This is a genomic window from Bradyrhizobium sp. CCBAU 53351, assembly GCF_015291745.1.
Lineage (GTDB): Bacteria > Pseudomonadota > Alphaproteobacteria > Rhizobiales > Xanthobacteraceae > Bradyrhizobium.
Genome location: NZ_CP030059.1, coordinates 1,229,413 through 1,243,434, shown reverse-complemented (window position 1 = coordinate 1,243,434; position 14,022 = coordinate 1,229,413). Strand labels below are relative to the sequence as shown.

The window sequence follows — 14,022 nt, the reverse complement described above, 5'->3', positions numbered from 1 at the left end:
TGGTCCCCTGACTCTCCAACAAGACACGTACGGAACACTCGGGGACGACCATGACGACGCTCTACGACGGTTTTGACATCGAATCCTTCGAGGCCGGCAAAGGCCTCTGGCACGCCCGCATCCGCCGCGCCGATCTCAGCCCCCTCGCCATCGACGGCGTGCTGTTTCCGGCCATGGAAGTCGGTTTTGCCTGGCCCGATCAGAACGCCGCGATCGCCGACGCCAAGCACCACATCGACCGCTTCCGCCGGCGGACCGACAGCGACGACGAATAGACGGGCAGGACGCCAAGCGAAGCAGGGACAGCACAGCGCAAAAGGGGGCAACCGGTCATGTCATTCATCGAATTCGAGGATGCATCGCGGCCGAGGATCTACAGCCGCACGGTGCTGTCGAATTGCCCGGAATGCGACGGCGATCTCGCCGTGCTCCGCGTGATCGGCGGGCGCGCCGGAAGCGAGTACTGGACCATGCGCTGCACCGATTGCGGCGGCATCCATCTCGACATCCTCACGCCAAATCAGGCGGGCGAGGACGACGAGGGTCCGCCGCCGGCGGCGTGAGGCCCTACCCTGCTGCCAACCTGCTGTCAGCAGCCTGCATAGCGGGAGGCATTCGCCCTTTATTGCGCGACTGACTCGTCCCATATTCGCCCCATGGCGAAGAAACCTGCATCCTCCGAAAAATCCGGCAAATCCCCCAAGACCAAGGCCCCGAACTCGAAGGCGCACCGCCCTGACGTGCAGCCGATCGGGCCGGCGCTGGCCGAATTGCTCAATCCCGCGATCAACCGCGGCGATGCCGGGCTGGGATCCGGCACCGGGCTGCAGCCGCCGCCGGATAATTCGCGCGACCGGCGATCCGGGGGCGAGGCCGCCGCGCATCGCGCGCGGGCTTCGACGCCGAAGGAGTTTCCGCAGGATGCGGCGCGCCCGATGCCGCTGCGGCCCAATCCGCAGCCGCCAGGCGCTCGGGCGTCGACCGAGGGTTTCGACGAGGCGCCGCAGGCCAATTACGGCACCGCGGCCACCATCCCGACGCTCGATCCGGAACTGGCGCGGCAGCTTGGCCTGCCCACCGAGGAGGACGATGCCGAGGCGCTGGCGCGGCCGCCGCGCAGCAAGATGGAAGCGCTCGGCGTCAAGGCGACCGCGGACGCGCTGGAATCGCTGATCCGCGAGGGCCGGCCTGAGTTCCGCAAGAATGACGGCTCCACCAAGGTGTGGACGCCGCACCGGCCGCCGCGCCCGGAAAAGTCCGAAGGCGGCGTGCGCTTCGAGATCAAGTCGCACTATCAGCCCAAGGGCGACCAGCCCACCGCGATTGCGGAACTGGTCGAAGGCGTCCAGCGCAACGACCGCACCCAGGTGCTGCTCGGCGTCACCGGCTCGGGCAAGACCTACACCATGGCGCAGGTGATCGAGAAGACGCAGCGCCCGGCGCTGATCCTGGCGCCGAACAAGACGCTCGCCGCCCAGCTCTACGGCGAGTTCAAGAACTTCTTCCCGGACAACGCGGTCGAATATTTCGTCTCGTATTACGACTACTACCAGCCGGAAGCCTATGTCCCTCGCACGGACACCTACATAGAAAAGGACTCCTCGATCAACGAGCAGATCGACCGCATGCGCCACTCGGCGACGCGTGCGCTGCTCGAACGCGACGACGTCATCATCGTCGCCTCGGTGTCCTGCATCTACGGTATCGGCTCGGTCGAGACCTACACCGCGATGACCTTCGCCCTGAAGAAGGGCGAGCGCATCGACCAGCGCCAGCTCATCGCCGACCTCGTCGCGCTGCAATACAAGCGCACCCAGGCCGATTTTACCCGCGGCACCTTCCGTGTCCGGGGCGACGTCATCGACATCTTCCCGGCGCACTATGAGGACCGCGCCTGGCGGGTGAATTTGTTCGGCGACACCATCGAGACCATCGAGGAATTCGATCCGCTCACCGGCCACAAGCAGGACGAGCTCGAATTCATCAAGATGTACGCCAATTCGCACTATGTTACGCCACGCCCGACGCTGGTGCAGGCGATCAAGTCGATCAAATCAGAGCTGAAGCAGCGGCTCGACCAGCTCAACAACCAGGGCCGCCTCTTGGAAGCGCAGCGTCTGGAGCAGCGTACCACCTTCGACCTCGAGATGATGGAGGCGACGGGAAGCTGCGCCGGCATCGAAAACTATTCGCGCTACCTCACCGGACGCCGGCCCGGCGAGCCACCGCCGACGCTGTTCGAATACGTGCCCGACAACGCGCTGATCTTCGCCGACGAAAGCCACGTCACCATCCCGCAGATCGGCGCCATGTTCCGCGGCGACTTCCGCCGCAAGGCGACGCTGGCCGAGTACGGCTTCCGCCTGCCCTCCTGCATGGACAATCGCCCGCTCCGCTTCGAGGAGTGGGACATGATGCGGCCGCAGACGGTCGCGGTGTCGGCGACGCCGAGCGGCTGGGAGCTGAACGAGAGCGGCGGCGTGTTCGTCGAGCAGGTCATTCGCCCGACAGGCTTGATCGATCCGCCCGTCGATATCCGCCCGGCCCGAACCCAGGTCGACGATCTCGTCGGCGAGGTGCGTGCCACCGCGCAGGCCGGCTATCGCTCGCTGATCACGGTTCTCACAAAACGCATGGCGGAGGACCTCACCGAATATCTGCACGAGCAGGGCATTCGCGTCCGCTACATGCACTCCGACATCGACACCATCGAGCGCATCGAGATCATCCGCGACTTGCGGCTCGGCGCCTTCGACGCGCTGGTCGGCATCAACCTGTTGCGCGAAGGCCTCGACATTCCCGAATGCGCGCTGGTCGCCATTCTCGACGCCGACAAGGAAGGTTTTCTGCGCAGCGAGACCTCGCTGATCCAGACCATCGGCCGCGCCGCGCGCAACGTCGACGGCAAGGTGATCCTCTATGCCGACCAGATGACGGGCTCGATGGAGCGCGCCATCGCAGAGACCAACCGCCGCCGCGAGAAGCAGGTCGAGTACAATACCGCCAACGGCATCACGCCGGAGAGCGTGAAGAAACAGATCGGCGACATCCTGAACTCCGTCTACGAGCGCGACCACGTGCTGGTCGAGGTCGGCGGCCACGACATGACCGACGACGTCATCTCGATCGGCCACAATTTCGAAGCCGTGCTCGGCGATCTGGAAACGCGGATGCGCGAGGCCGCGGCCGATCTGAATTTCGAGGAAGCCGCCCGCCTGCGCGACGAAGTCAAGCGCCTGCGCGCCACCGAGCTGGCCGTGGTCGACGATCCCACCGCAAAACAGCGAGCGGTCACGGGCAAGGCCGGCGCCTATGCCGGCACCAGGAAGTACGGCGACTCGGCGAACCTGCCGGTCAGCGCCATGAAGAACAAGAGCGCCGCAACCGCGCTCAAGGCCGGCGGCGGCAAGGGCTCACGCGTGCACAAGCCGCATCTCGACGAAATGCACGGCCCGGAATCGCTGCCCTACCGCGAAGGCCGCGCGTTGCCGTCAAAGCCGTTCGGCGGCGAGAGCCGGATCATCCAGCCGACGGACTCAAGGCAGTCGGGGCCGGAGTTCGGGCCGGCGCCGAAGTCGACGGGAGGGATGCCGGGACGGCGCGGGGGGTGGAAGAAGCGGTAGGGGCGGCGTCGCTGTTCATTTCCGTTCGGGGTTATGGATTCTCGGATGCGCAATTGCGCATCATAGCTCGCCGCTTTGCGGCGCCCCGGAATGACGAGAGCCCCTCACCCCACGCTCGCCGTCACCACCGCCATCACCGACAGCAGCAGCACGATCGTCACCAGCTGCAGCGAGGCGACGGGCTGGGTGCGCCAGGCCGTGATCTTGTCGGACAGCGACAGATGGGCCTCGAAGAACTTCGGCTCGTAGACGGTCTTGAAGAACGCCGGGAAGCTCGGGCCGAAGCTCACCGCGAACATCGCGTGGGCGAGCGAGGCGATCGCGACGAAGATGGCAACGCCGGGATCGCCGACGAGATCGTGGTTGCCGCAGAGCTTGAGCAGGAAGGCGGCGGCGGCGAAGGTCGGGAAGCTCTGCAGGATCGCGGTCAGCGCGAGGCCTTCGATCGCGTTGTGCAGGCGGGACTTTCTGACGGTGGCGATGGCAGCCATGGCACGTCTCCCTGATGACATTGGGATGACGATAGCTGCGCCGGGACGGGCGTGATGTGAGATGGGTCACGCGCCTATTTGGCACCGGCCCAAGGGGCAGGATGGCGCCGGGTTCGCGGCTTCGCGGCGTCCCGGAACGACTACAGCTTCCCCTGCCCGTTCATCTGGCTCTGCTGCTGCTGCCGCTGCTTCTCCTGTTCCTTGGCGTGGTGCCGGCCGTAGAGGCAGCCGGCGGCAGCGCCGAGCGCGCCGTGATGGCCGGCATAGTGGCCGGCAACGCCACCGACGATGGCGCCCTTGATGCAGCCCTTGGCATTGGCCGCGGTGGTCGCGCCAAGCATGAGCAGTGCGGCGGTCACGGCGAGAAGCGGCGATTTCATGGATCGATGTCTCCAGATGCGATGTCGGACCTTCAACGATTGCGGGCGGGTCCGGGTTCCAGCACCTGGGCAAGGCGCGCCTCGCAGGTAAGCATGCGGCGTCATCGCCAATCGAAAAGCGCGCACCCAAGCCAGCAGCGCCGCCCGCGCTTGCACCCCATGAACGCGGCATGGCGTTCGCGCGTCATAGTTGGCAAGCACCCTGTGTTTTTGCGGATTGATGGACCCGCGAGGCCCGCGGTAGCGTTTGCAATCCACGGCCGACGAGGGCGGGAGCAGCATGACGGTTGAATCGCTGAACAGGCAACGCGTGCTGCATCTGCTCGACGCCTTCGCGCGTGGCGACATTGAAGCCGCGCTCGCGGGCTGCACCGACGACGTCGACTTCCTCACCCATGCGCCGATCGACGTGCTGCCGCATCTGGTGCCACGCCACGGCAAGGCCGAGCTGCGTGAACTCTGGCAGACGGTCTGGTCGCGCTATTCGGAGATCCGCTACAAGGCGCCGCACATCCTGGCCGAGGGCGAAACGGTCGCGACCTACATGCAGGCCTATTTCAAAAAGCGCAGCAACGACCGCATCGTGCAGTTCGACGTGGCCGTGTTCTACACCTTCCGCGGCGGGCTGGTGGCGGAGATCCGCGAGATCATCGATTCCTACGATCTGGTGCAGCAGGTGCTGGAGCGCGAAATCGGGCCGTTGATCACCGGCGCGCGGACGGATTAAGCCTGATCTCGGCGCGAGGACCCCATTGGGGTTCGCGCCCAACCCCGGAAAATTACGGGATCTTGTTGCAAATCTCACATTTCGCAATCAATTGTGCATTGCGAAAACGTGAATTGCGTTTTGGCCAAAACGTCCTATTTTGTTCGTATACAAACGATTTGAGCCCCCGGCGCCTGACTGCGCATGGGGTTGTTTTCCGTTTTTTTCGCAAGCCAGCTTCAGGACTGCCCAAAATGACAGAGCATAGCCTCTGGCGTTTCTCGCGCGCGTTGCACCGCGCGATCAACGACCGGCATTTCCAGGACATCGAAGCCCTGATCGACGACGACGTCGAGTGGGCGCTTTACGGCCCGATCGACATGTTTCCGTTTCTCGGCGCGCGCCAGGGCAGGGACGCCGTGCTCGACGTCATCCGCCAACTCGCCGACAATTTTACGGTTCGCCGCTTCGACCGCGAGAGCATCATGCTCGGCGTCGATTCCGCCGCCTCGATGGTGCGTTATTCGCTGACGGCGCTGGATTCGAACAAGCCGATCAGCTTGCGGGTCGCGCAGTTCGCCCAGTTCAGGGCGGGCAAGCTCGTCAGCATGCGCGTCCTGATCGACACGTTCGACCTGGTCGAGCAGGCACTCGGCCGCGCCATTCATCTGCCGAAGATGACCCGCGTCGGCTGACGCATGCAACAACAACCTGAAGCGCGATGAGGATCATCGGGCTTCTGGGGGGATACCAACGGGCCCCATTTCGGGACCGATCACGATGCCGGCTGCGACGTTCTGGCCTCCAGCCCCGCCGGATGCCGTCGCATCGAGACGCTTGTGATCGGGCGCGCCTGTCGCGCGGCCCGTTGGTTCGCTGCCCTGAAATGCCGCCACAATTTCGCAACGATGGATCAGCATTTTGCGCGCGGAATGGCGCATGGTCTTTGCTGACGGCCGATATATATTCTCGGACAGCATGCGCCGGGGTTCGCGGGCAGGACGATGGAATTCTCGACAGGTTTCGGCTGGACCCGGCTGCCAGTGCTGGCGGCCGCATTCATTCTGGGCTCGGTGCTGACAGTCTCGGCGCAGATCATTCCGCCCTTCTCACCCCCCGCGGCCGCGCCTGACGACGAGGCCGAGACCGAGGCCGTTGCGGAGGCCCCCGACGTCAACGACCCCGACGTGCTCAAAGGCATCGACGTCGACAAGCTCGACTGGAGCCAGCTGGCGGTCGATGCCGGCACCGGCATCGACCCCATGGCCGCGAAGAAGCGCGCCCAGGCCGCCGCCAAGGACGGGCTGGACTGGTCGTCGAATGCCAATGCCAACGGCTCCTCGGCGGTCACGGTCAAGCAGTCCGTGTTCTCGTTCTGGGATACGCGGATCGGCGCCGACATGACGGTGACCAGCGAGCCGCGAACCATGTCCGAGCTGCTGGCACAGAAGGCCACCAACGGCGGCAGCCTGCCGCAATCCTCGGGCAGCGCCTGGGCGACGGCAACCGCGCCCGGCGCGGGTGTGATCTGGGACAAGACCGCGGTGGAAGCCCGCGTCAATCCCGCCTCGGAACAGAGCAAGCTCGGGGCCTCGCTGACCAAATCGGTGCCATTGTCGGGCGACACCTCGCTGACGCTGCAGAACGGCTACAGCGTCAACCAGCAGGGCACCAGCGCGGTGCCCGGCGTCGGCGGTCACGTCACCCGCAATTACGAAACCGACCAGTCCGCCAAGGTCACCCTCACCGACACCGGCACCAGCATCACCGCCGGCCAGACGCTGTCGACCACCGACGACAAATGGCTGCGCAAGGTCGGCGCCGAGCAAAAGCTGTTCGACAACGTCACCGTCTCCGGCTCGGTCGGCGAGACCTCGCAAGGCGCGATCAACAAGAGCGTGTCGGCGGGATTCAAGAAGAGCTGGTAGCGACCTCGGCGCCCTCCCTCGTCCCGAAAGCGCATTGCGGCGTTCACACTCTCCTAACCATACGCCACGGCAAAGCCCCCGAATCGTCCGCCCTTGCCGTATCTCGGCCAAGTTGCGGTCAAATTCCGACGCCCTAGTCGGGCTGACCGAATTCGTCGTGCGGGGGACACTCGCGCTGCACTCAACGCGAACAGGGGAACAACGATGAACGCCATGCGCCCGGAAAAGATCGAAGGCACCGAGACCGAGACGGTCGACACCAACCTCGCCGCCGTGACGGAAGTCGAGGCCGGCATCCGCGACTTCGTTCGCAACGACATCGCCTATCTGCGCCGTCCGGCGTCGACCACCACCGACGCACCGCCGCTCGACCCGAGCGCGGAAGCCACCGTCAACAACGTCAACTCGCTGATCCAACGCGTCGCCGGCACCTCGCTCGCCGAGATCGAGAACCTGATCTCCGAGCTCGAGAGCCTGCGCGATCTGCTCCATGCCGAAGGCCAGCGCGTCCAGCGCGAGATCTCCGGCTATGCCCAGCTCAGCCAGGCCGCGATGAAGTCGACCCGCATGATCGCCGACAACGTCGCGCAGTGGAAGCGCGCCGCCGACGGCCTGCGCAACAGCTGATCGCTCAACCAAGCATCACCGGACCGCCGCGTTCCGCAAGGAGCGCGGCGGTTTTGATTCTGGCGGTCTCGTGCCCCGGACGCGGTGCGGCACGCAGTGACGCGCCGCAGAGCCGGGGCCCATGGTCCGGCGCATGAGCGGCGGGATGGGTCCCGGCTCTGCGCAGCAGCGTTGCACGCTGCAGCGCGTCCGGGACACGAGCGTTCACCTTTGAACCCCCATCCCTTCCCCGGCGACCAATGCCAGGCGCCCGTGGCCTCTTCGGCCGGGCCTGGGGAACATTTCACATGGAAAGCATTCGGCCCGACACCACGGACCCGATCCCGTTGCGGCCCGCGCCGAATCAATTCGGCACGATCATGCTGCGCTTTGTCGGGCTGCTGGCGGTTGCGATCGCCATATTGGCGTTCGTCTATAGCCGCTGAGTGCGGCGGCCGGATGCCGGCCGCGAAAACTTAACGAACTCTTACCGGCTCGCGTCGACGGCCGAGGCTTCCAGGGTGTAGGCCCCATCGGCGTAGCCCTTCACCACCATGCCGGCGACCAGCATGACGGCCAGCGTCGCGGTCGCGAAGATAAATCCAACAAATTTGAGTGCGCCGCGATCAGCCATGGTTCTCGTCCCCTGTCGTCTGCCCAATTCGTTTCAAATAGACAGCGACAGGTTCATAATTAGTTAGCACCTGAGTGGTTCCGCCAAACTGCTTCGCGGTAACCATGTTGCGCTGGCTTATGGCAGCCGCCCGGAATCGCGTCCATAGCGCGCGGGCAACACTCGCCCACGGATTTGGACCGTTCATCTTGGAACAGGTCTAAGCGCTCTTCGCACGCATCGGCACGAATGCCGAGGCCGTGATGGAATAGACGTCCTCACCGCGCTGGTTGGTGCCGGTGGTGCGGGCGGTCAGGATGCCCCAGCCGGGGCGCGAGGCGGACGTGCGCTTGTCGATCACGACATTGACGTAACCGACGGTGTCGCCGGCGAGCACCGGTCTGATCCAGCGCAGGTCGCGAAAGCCCGGCGACGGGCCCCACACCGCGACCTCCTCGCCGCGCGAGGCGGCCTCGCGCGCCAGACGCTGGCCGTCGGCGACAAGCAGGCTCATGCAGGCCGAACCGACATGCCAGCCCGACGCGGCGAGCCCGCCGAACAGCGAGTTCTTGCCCTCCTCCTCGTCGAGATGAAAACGCTGCGGATCGAACTTGGCGGCGAATGTCTTGATGGCTTCGGCCGTGAACGTATAGGTGCCGATCTCGCGGCGCTGACCGATCTCGATGTCGTCGAAGAACCGCATCAGACCGCTCCCTCGCGCCGCTTGATCAGGATCGGCGAGGTCATCTCGGCGAGCGCCTCACCCTTGGCGTTGCGCGCGGTGCATTTGAACTTGACGATGCCGAGCTCGGGGCGGCTCTTGGACGTGCGCGCCTCCAGCACGTCGACCTCGAGCGTGAGATCGTCGCCGGGCCGCAGCGGCGACAGCCAGCGCACCTCGTCGACGCCGGGAGATCCCAGCGATGCGGCGCGGGTAATGAAACCGTCGGCCATCATCCGCATCATCAGCGAGCAGAGGTGCCAGCCCGAGCCGGACAGGCCGCGCAGCATGCTTTTGCCGGCGGCCTCCTTGTCCAGATGCATGGGCTGCGGATCGAACTCGGCGGCAAAGGCCAAAATCTCGTCGCGGGTGACGTGGCGCGGGCCGAACGTGCCGAACCGGCCGGGCGGGAAATCTTCGAAGGTCAGGATCATCTCGGGAAAGCTTTGCGGGAATGACAGATTGTGGCCGCACTTTGCGGCAATCTCAACCCGCCGGCCCGCATGGCTCGTGCTACATACCGGGTGGCGGCGTTGATCCGAGTCGGATCGACCGAGGACCGAGATCCATTTACCAAGGCCCAATGCCCTGGGGAGAGCAATGTTTTCATTCAGCGACCTGTTTCAGTGGGACCGCTTCATCACGCCGACGATCATCAAGACCTTCTATTGGCTGGTGATCGCGCTGATCTGCCTGTTCGGCCTCTCCGGCATCTTCTCCGGCCTGGCTGCGATGGCGATCAGCCCGTTCGGCGGCTTCCTGGTGCTGCTGTCGTCGATCGCGAGCGTCGTCGTCGGCATCGTGTTCTCGCGCATCGTCGCCGAGCTGATCCTGATCGTCTTCCGCATCAACGAGCATCTCGGCGCGATCCGCGACCAGGGCGGCGGGATGCGCTAGCCCGTCGTTCCGGGGCGCCTCGAAGAGGCGAACCCGGAATCCATTCATCCTTTGGTTCTGGCGCCCGATGGATTCCGGGTTCGCGCTCCGCGCGCCCCGGAATGACAGGCCTTACGTATTGAACCTGAAATGCATCACGTCGCCGTCGGCGACGACGTATTCCTTGCCTTCGAGCCGGAGCTTGCCGGCATCGCGCGCGCCGGCCTCGCCGCCGAGCGCGACGTAATCCTCATAGGCAATGGTCTCGGCGCGGATAAAGCCCTTCTCGAAGTCGGTGTGGATCACACCCGCCGCGCCCGGGGCCTTGGTGCCGCGATGGATGGTCCAGGCGCGCGCTTCCTTCGGGCCGACCGTGAAATAGGTGATGAGGTCGAGCAGCGTGTAACCGGCGCGGATCAGGCGATCGAGGCCGGCTTCCTCCAGACCCAGCGTCTCCAGGAAGTCGGCACGTTCGTCGCGCGAGATCGTTGCGATCTCGGATTCGATCTTGGCGGAGATGACGACGGCGACCGCGCCTTCCTTGGCGGCCTGGTCCTGGACGGCTTTCGAGAACGAATTGCCCGTGGCGGCCGAGCCTTCCTCGACGTTGCAAACATAGAGCACGGGCTTGGACGACAGCAGGCCGAGCATCCCGAAAGCACGTTCCTCCTCCGCCTTGCGCTCGACGAGACGCGCGGGCTTGCCCTCGCGCAGCAGCACCAAGGTGCGGTTGACGAGGTCGAGCTGCTCCTTGGCGTCCTTGTCGTTGCCCTTGGCCTTCTTGGTGAGGTTGTCGACGCGCTTCTCGAGGCTGTCGAGATCGGCGAGCATCAGCTCGGTCTCGATGGTCTCGATGTCGGCGAGCGGGGCGATCTTGCCCTCGACATGGGTGATGTCGGAATCCTCGAAGCAGCGCACCACATGCGCGATGGCGTCGACCTCGCGGATGTTGGCCAGAAATTGATTGCCGAGGCCTTCGCCTTTGGAGGCGCCGCGGACGAGGCCCGCGATGTCGACAAAGGTCAGCCGGGTCGGAATGATGTGACCCGACTTGGCGATCGCCGCGAGCTTGTCGAGCCTGGGATCAGGCACGGCGACCTCGCCGACATTCGGCTCGATGGTGCAGAACGGATAGTTCGCGGCCTGCGCCGCGGCCGTCTCGGTCAGCGCATTGAACAAGGTCGACTTGCCGACATTGGGCAACCCGACAATCCCGCATTTGAATCCCACGAGCGTTATTCCTTGCCGTTGTCGTCCTTGGTCAAAAATCCCTTCGCCTGCATCGCAAGATGCACCCTGTTGGCGAAGGTCGCGTCCGTGCCCTTGGCGACCAGGCCTGCGTGCTCGGCCACCGCCTCACACAGCGTCGCCACCCAGTCATTGTCGGCCTTGGCGAAGTCCGACAGCACGTGGCCGTGCACCAGTTCCTTGACGCCGGGATGACCGATGCCGAGGCGCACGCGGCGATAATCGTTGCCGATATGCGCCGAGATCGAGCGCAGGCCGTTGTGGCCGGCGATGCCGCCGCCGATCTTCACCCGCACCTTGCCCGGCGGCAGCTCGAGTTCGTCATGGAACACGGTGACGTCGCCAGGCGCGATCTTGAAGAAGTTTGCAGCTTCCTGCACGGCGCGGCCGGACTCGTTCATGTAGGTCGTCGGCTTGAGCAGGATCACGCGCTCCGTGCCGAGCGTGCCTTCCGAGGTCTCGCCCTGAAAGCGGCGGCGCCACGGCGCAAAGCTGTGACGGCGCGCGATCTCGTCGACCGCCATGAAGCCGATATTGTGCCGGTTACGTGCGTATTTCGCGCCGGGATTGCCGAGCCCAACAAAGAGTCGCATGACGCGGCGCGCCCCTCAGCCAGCGCGCGATCAGGGACCGCGCGCCAGCTCCTTCGAGAGATTACTTCTTCTTGTCGCCGCCGGCGGGAGCCTTGGCAGCAGCAGCCGGTGCAGCAGCACCCGCAGCCGGAGCCGCAGCGCCAGCCGCCGGAGCAGCCGCAGCAGCGCCAGGAGCAGCAGCCGCAGCCGCGGCCTTCTGCTCTTCGGCGTAGCCGGACGGCGGCACGATGGTGACGAGGGTCGCGTCCTCGCGGGTCAGCGCCTTCACGCCGGCCGGCAGCTTGACGTCCGCCAGATGCAGCGAGTGACCGATTTCCAGCGCGCCGACATCGGCCTCGATGTACTGCGGAATGCTCTCGACGCCGCATTCGAGCTCGATCGCGTGGGCGACGATGTTGACGGTACCGCCGCGCTTCACGCCCGGGGAGGTTTCCGCCTTCACGACATGCAGCGGCACGCTGATGCGGATGGTGGCGCCTTCGCCGAGCCGCATGAAGTCGACATGGATCGGGAAGTCCTTGACCGGATCGAGGTGATAGTCGCGCGGAATCACGCGGTGCTTCTTGCCCTCGAGATCGATGTCCACCAGCGTGGTCAGGAACCGGCCGGCGAGGATGCGCTGGCGCAGTTCGCGATCTTCGATCGAGATCGTGACGGGGGGCTGGTTGTTGCCATAGATCACTCCGGGCACGCGCCCGGCGCGACGCTCAGCCCGGGCGGCCCCCTTGCCGCTCTTCGGACGTGCGGTCGCCTTCAATTCCTTGACGGTCGTCGCCATGTCGTTAAGTCCTTGTTTTTGCAAAAGTTAATGGGCCGCAGCGCGGCCCATGGCATAGCTCGCAGCAAGCCTCCAGGGGTGCGGGGGCCACGAACTTGGCGGGCTTTTACCCGGAAGATGCGGAAATGACAAGGAGAATGGGCTGGCGGAAGGTCCCGGATCTGCCGTCATTCCGGGGCGATCGCGGCAGCGGCCGAACGATGGTGCGCAATTGCGCACCTGAGAATCTCGAGGTTCCGGGTTCGGTCCTGCGGACCGCCCCGGAACGACGCCGGTCAGGACGTCGGCGCGCCCGCCAGCTTCGCCTCCAGCGCCGCGATGCGTGCCTTCAGCGCCTCGTTCTCCTCACGCGCCAGGCGCGCCATGTCCTTGACCGCCTCGAACTCCTCGCGCTTGACCAGATCCATGTCGCGCAGGAATTTCTCGGCTTGGGTCCGCATCACCGTGTCGAACTCGCGCTTGACGCCCTGGGCGGCGCCTGCGGCATCGTTCATCAGGCGGCCGATCTCGTCGAAAAACCGGTTGTTGGTCTGGGTCATTTCGGCCTCCTGGCAGATCAGATAAACTTTACGCGAACGCTCGGAAAGACAATGGCAATCCGCGCGAGGCCGTTCAAGTGCCCATCGGCGGTATCCTTGTCATGACCCGGTTTCCTTGCAATCGTATTCGACGTCCCTGCATAAGAAGAATCACAAGGCGCAAGTAAAAGATCGAACAGATGATCGACCAGCAGATCGCGATCCCCACCAAGGACGGCCACACCGCAACCTTCATCAGCCATCCCGAACGCGGTGGGCCGTTTCCGGTCATCCTGTTCTACATGGATGCGCCGGCGATCCGCGAAGAGCTGCGCGACATGGCACGCCGGCTCGCGACGTCCGGCTATTACGTGATGCTGCCGAACTTGTACTACCGCTCCGGCGTGATGGAGCTCGGTGCGCTGCCGGCCGACCCGAACGCGCCGGAGCGAAAGCGCATGTTCCAGCTGATGGGCTCGCTCACGATTCCCATGATCATGGACGACACGCGAGCGCTGCTCACCTATGCCGAGGGCCAGGCGGAAGCGAACACCAGGCTGGTCGGCACCGTCGGCTACTGCATGAGCGGCCGCTACGCCATCAACGCCGCGACGCACTTCCCTGCGAATGTCAAAGCGGCCGCCTCGATCTACGGCGTGCAGCTCGCGACCGATCAGGACGACAGCCCGCATCTCGCCGCAAGCAAGACCAAGGCCGAACTCTATTTCGGCTGCGCGGAGACCGACGTCTATGCGCCGCCGGAGATCATCGAGAAGGTCAAAGAGGGCATGAAAGGCGCGAAAGCCGAGGTCGAAATCTATCCCGGCACGCATCACGGCTTCGCCTTCCCCAAGCGCCCGGTCTATGACCGCGACGCTGCCGAGCGGCATTGGGAGCGTCTGCTGGCGCTCTATCGCCGCAATCTCGTCCAGGTATAGAAG

At 65.0% G+C, this 14,022-nt stretch carries 20 protein-coding genes; 10 read left to right on the top strand and 10 right to left on the bottom strand.

The features are described 5' to 3' along the window. Positions 1-50: 50 nt before the first annotated feature. The 3 genes from XH83_RS05990 to uvrB all read left to right on the top strand — a co-directional run bounded on the left by XH83_RS05990 (position 51) and on the right by uvrB (position 3,623). Positions 51-275 (top strand): hypothetical protein, encoded by a 225-nt coding sequence (locus tag XH83_RS05990; RefSeq protein ID WP_028134417.1) that lies wholly within the window; start codon positions 51-53, stop codon positions 273-275. 57 nt (positions 276-332) lie between these two features. Next, the gene (locus XH83_RS05985; RefSeq protein WP_194406119.1) at positions 333-563 is read left to right on the top strand and encodes a hypothetical protein; all 231 of its coding nucleotides are present in this window, start codon (positions 333-335) and stop codon (positions 561-563) included. A gap of 93 nt (positions 564-656) precedes the next feature. Then, on the top strand, positions 657-3,623 hold the full coding sequence (gene uvrB / locus XH83_RS05980; RefSeq protein ID WP_194406118.1) for an excinuclease ABC subunit UvrB: 2,967 nt from the start codon (positions 657-659) through the stop codon (positions 3,621-3,623). Positions 3,624-3,727: 104 nt separating this feature from the next. On the opposite strand, the gene XH83_RS05975 is transcribed toward uvrB, so the two are convergent. Beyond that, positions 3,728-4,114 carry a hypothetical protein gene (locus tag XH83_RS05975; protein ID WP_194406117.1) on the bottom strand — a complete coding sequence of 129 codons (387 nt, stop codon included), beginning with the start codon at positions 4,112-4,114 and terminating at the stop codon, positions 3,728-3,730. Positions 4,115-4,254: 140 nt separating this feature from the next. Continuing rightward, positions 4,255-4,494, bottom strand: coding sequence for a hypothetical protein (locus XH83_RS05970; protein ID WP_194406116.1), 240 nt, complete (start codon positions 4,492-4,494; stop codon positions 4,255-4,257). A gap of 280 nt (positions 4,495-4,774) precedes the next feature. On the opposite strand from XH83_RS05970, the gene XH83_RS05965 reads away from it, so the two are divergent. Both XH83_RS05965 and XH83_RS05960 read left to right on the top strand, forming a co-directional pair. Then, positions 4,775-5,221: a nuclear transport factor 2 family protein gene (locus tag XH83_RS05965; RefSeq protein WP_194406115.1), complete on the top strand. Its 447-nt coding sequence runs from the start codon at positions 4,775-4,777 to the stop codon at positions 5,219-5,221. A 233-nt stretch (positions 5,222-5,454) separates the two neighbouring features. Further along, positions 5,455-5,895: a nuclear transport factor 2 family protein gene (locus tag XH83_RS05960; RefSeq protein WP_194406114.1), complete on the top strand. Its 441-nt coding sequence runs from the start codon at positions 5,455-5,457 to the stop codon at positions 5,893-5,895. Between the two features lie 33 nt (positions 5,896-5,928). Here the strand turns inward: XH83_RS05960 and XH83_RS05955 are convergent, their stop codons facing one another. Then, positions 5,929-6,180, bottom strand: coding sequence for a hypothetical protein (locus tag XH83_RS05955; protein WP_194406113.1), 252 nt, complete (start codon positions 6,178-6,180; stop codon positions 5,929-5,931). A 24-nt stretch (positions 6,181-6,204) separates the two neighbouring features. On the opposite strand from XH83_RS05955, the gene XH83_RS05950 reads away from it, so the two are divergent. The 3 genes from XH83_RS05950 to XH83_RS05940 all read left to right on the top strand — a co-directional run bounded on the left by XH83_RS05950 (position 6,205) and on the right by XH83_RS05940 (position 8,180). Then, positions 6,205-7,128: a hypothetical protein gene (locus XH83_RS05950; RefSeq protein WP_194406112.1), complete on the top strand. Its 924-nt coding sequence runs from the start codon at positions 6,205-6,207 to the stop codon at positions 7,126-7,128. Positions 7,129-7,332: 204 nt separating this feature from the next. Next, positions 7,333-7,755, top strand: coding sequence for a hypothetical protein (locus XH83_RS05945; RefSeq protein ID WP_194406111.1), 423 nt, complete (start codon positions 7,333-7,335; stop codon positions 7,753-7,755). Between the two features lie 287 nt (positions 7,756-8,042). Further along, complete coding sequence (locus XH83_RS05940) at positions 8,043-8,180, top strand: hypothetical protein (RefSeq protein ID WP_007614812.1); 138 nt, start codon at positions 8,043-8,045, stop codon at positions 8,178-8,180. A 41-nt stretch (positions 8,181-8,221) separates the two neighbouring features. Here the strand turns inward: XH83_RS05940 and XH83_RS05935 are convergent, their stop codons facing one another. The 3 genes from XH83_RS05935 to XH83_RS05925 all read right to left on the bottom strand — a co-directional run bounded on the left by XH83_RS05935 (position 8,222) and on the right by XH83_RS05925 (position 9,502). Further along, positions 8,222-8,368 carry a hypothetical protein gene (locus XH83_RS05935; protein WP_018318322.1) on the bottom strand — a complete coding sequence of 49 codons (147 nt, stop codon included), beginning with the start codon at positions 8,366-8,368 and terminating at the stop codon, positions 8,222-8,224. 199 nt (positions 8,369-8,567) lie between these two features. Next, positions 8,568-9,050: a MaoC family dehydratase gene (locus tag XH83_RS05930; protein ID WP_194406110.1), complete on the bottom strand. Its 483-nt coding sequence runs from the start codon at positions 9,048-9,050 to the stop codon at positions 8,568-8,570. Next, on the bottom strand, positions 9,050-9,502 hold the full coding sequence (locus XH83_RS05925; protein WP_194406109.1) for a MaoC family dehydratase: 453 nt from the start codon (positions 9,500-9,502) through the stop codon (positions 9,050-9,052). The genes XH83_RS05930 and XH83_RS05925 overlap by 1 nt, the downstream gene beginning before the upstream one ends. Before the next feature lie 166 nt (positions 9,503-9,668). Between XH83_RS05925 and XH83_RS05920 the strand changes: the two genes are divergently transcribed. Beyond that, complete coding sequence (locus XH83_RS05920; RefSeq protein ID WP_018648333.1) at positions 9,669-9,965, top strand: DUF4282 domain-containing protein; 297 nt, start codon at positions 9,669-9,671, stop codon at positions 9,963-9,965. 111 nt (positions 9,966-10,076) lie between these two features. On the opposite strand, the gene ychF is transcribed toward XH83_RS05920, so the two are convergent. The 4 genes from ychF to XH83_RS05900 form a co-directional block, all read right to left on the bottom strand. After that, on the bottom strand, positions 10,077-11,174 hold the full coding sequence (gene ychF, locus XH83_RS05915) for a redox-regulated ATPase YchF (protein ID WP_194406108.1): 1,098 nt from the start codon (positions 11,172-11,174) through the stop codon (positions 10,077-10,079). Between the two features lie 5 nt (positions 11,175-11,179). Next, positions 11,180-11,785 carry an aminoacyl-tRNA hydrolase gene (gene pth / locus XH83_RS05910; protein ID WP_194406107.1) on the bottom strand — a complete coding sequence of 202 codons (606 nt, stop codon included), beginning with the start codon at positions 11,783-11,785 and terminating at the stop codon, positions 11,180-11,182. 61 nt (positions 11,786-11,846) lie between these two features. Beyond that, entirely contained in the window at positions 11,847-12,563 is a 717-nt protein-coding gene (locus XH83_RS05905; protein ID WP_194406106.1) for a 50S ribosomal protein L25/general stress protein Ctc, read from the bottom strand. 275 nt (positions 12,564-12,838) lie between these two features. Then, positions 12,839-13,102 carry an accessory factor UbiK family protein gene (locus XH83_RS05900; RefSeq protein WP_194406105.1) on the bottom strand — a complete coding sequence of 88 codons (264 nt, stop codon included), beginning with the start codon at positions 13,100-13,102 and terminating at the stop codon, positions 12,839-12,841. A gap of 179 nt (positions 13,103-13,281) precedes the next feature. On the opposite strand from XH83_RS05900, the gene XH83_RS05895 reads away from it, so the two are divergent. Next, a complete protein-coding gene (locus XH83_RS05895) occupies positions 13,282-14,019 on the top strand; it encodes a dienelactone hydrolase family protein (protein WP_194406104.1) in 738 nt (245 codons plus the stop codon). The last annotated feature ends 3 nt before the right edge of the window (positions 14,020-14,022 follow it).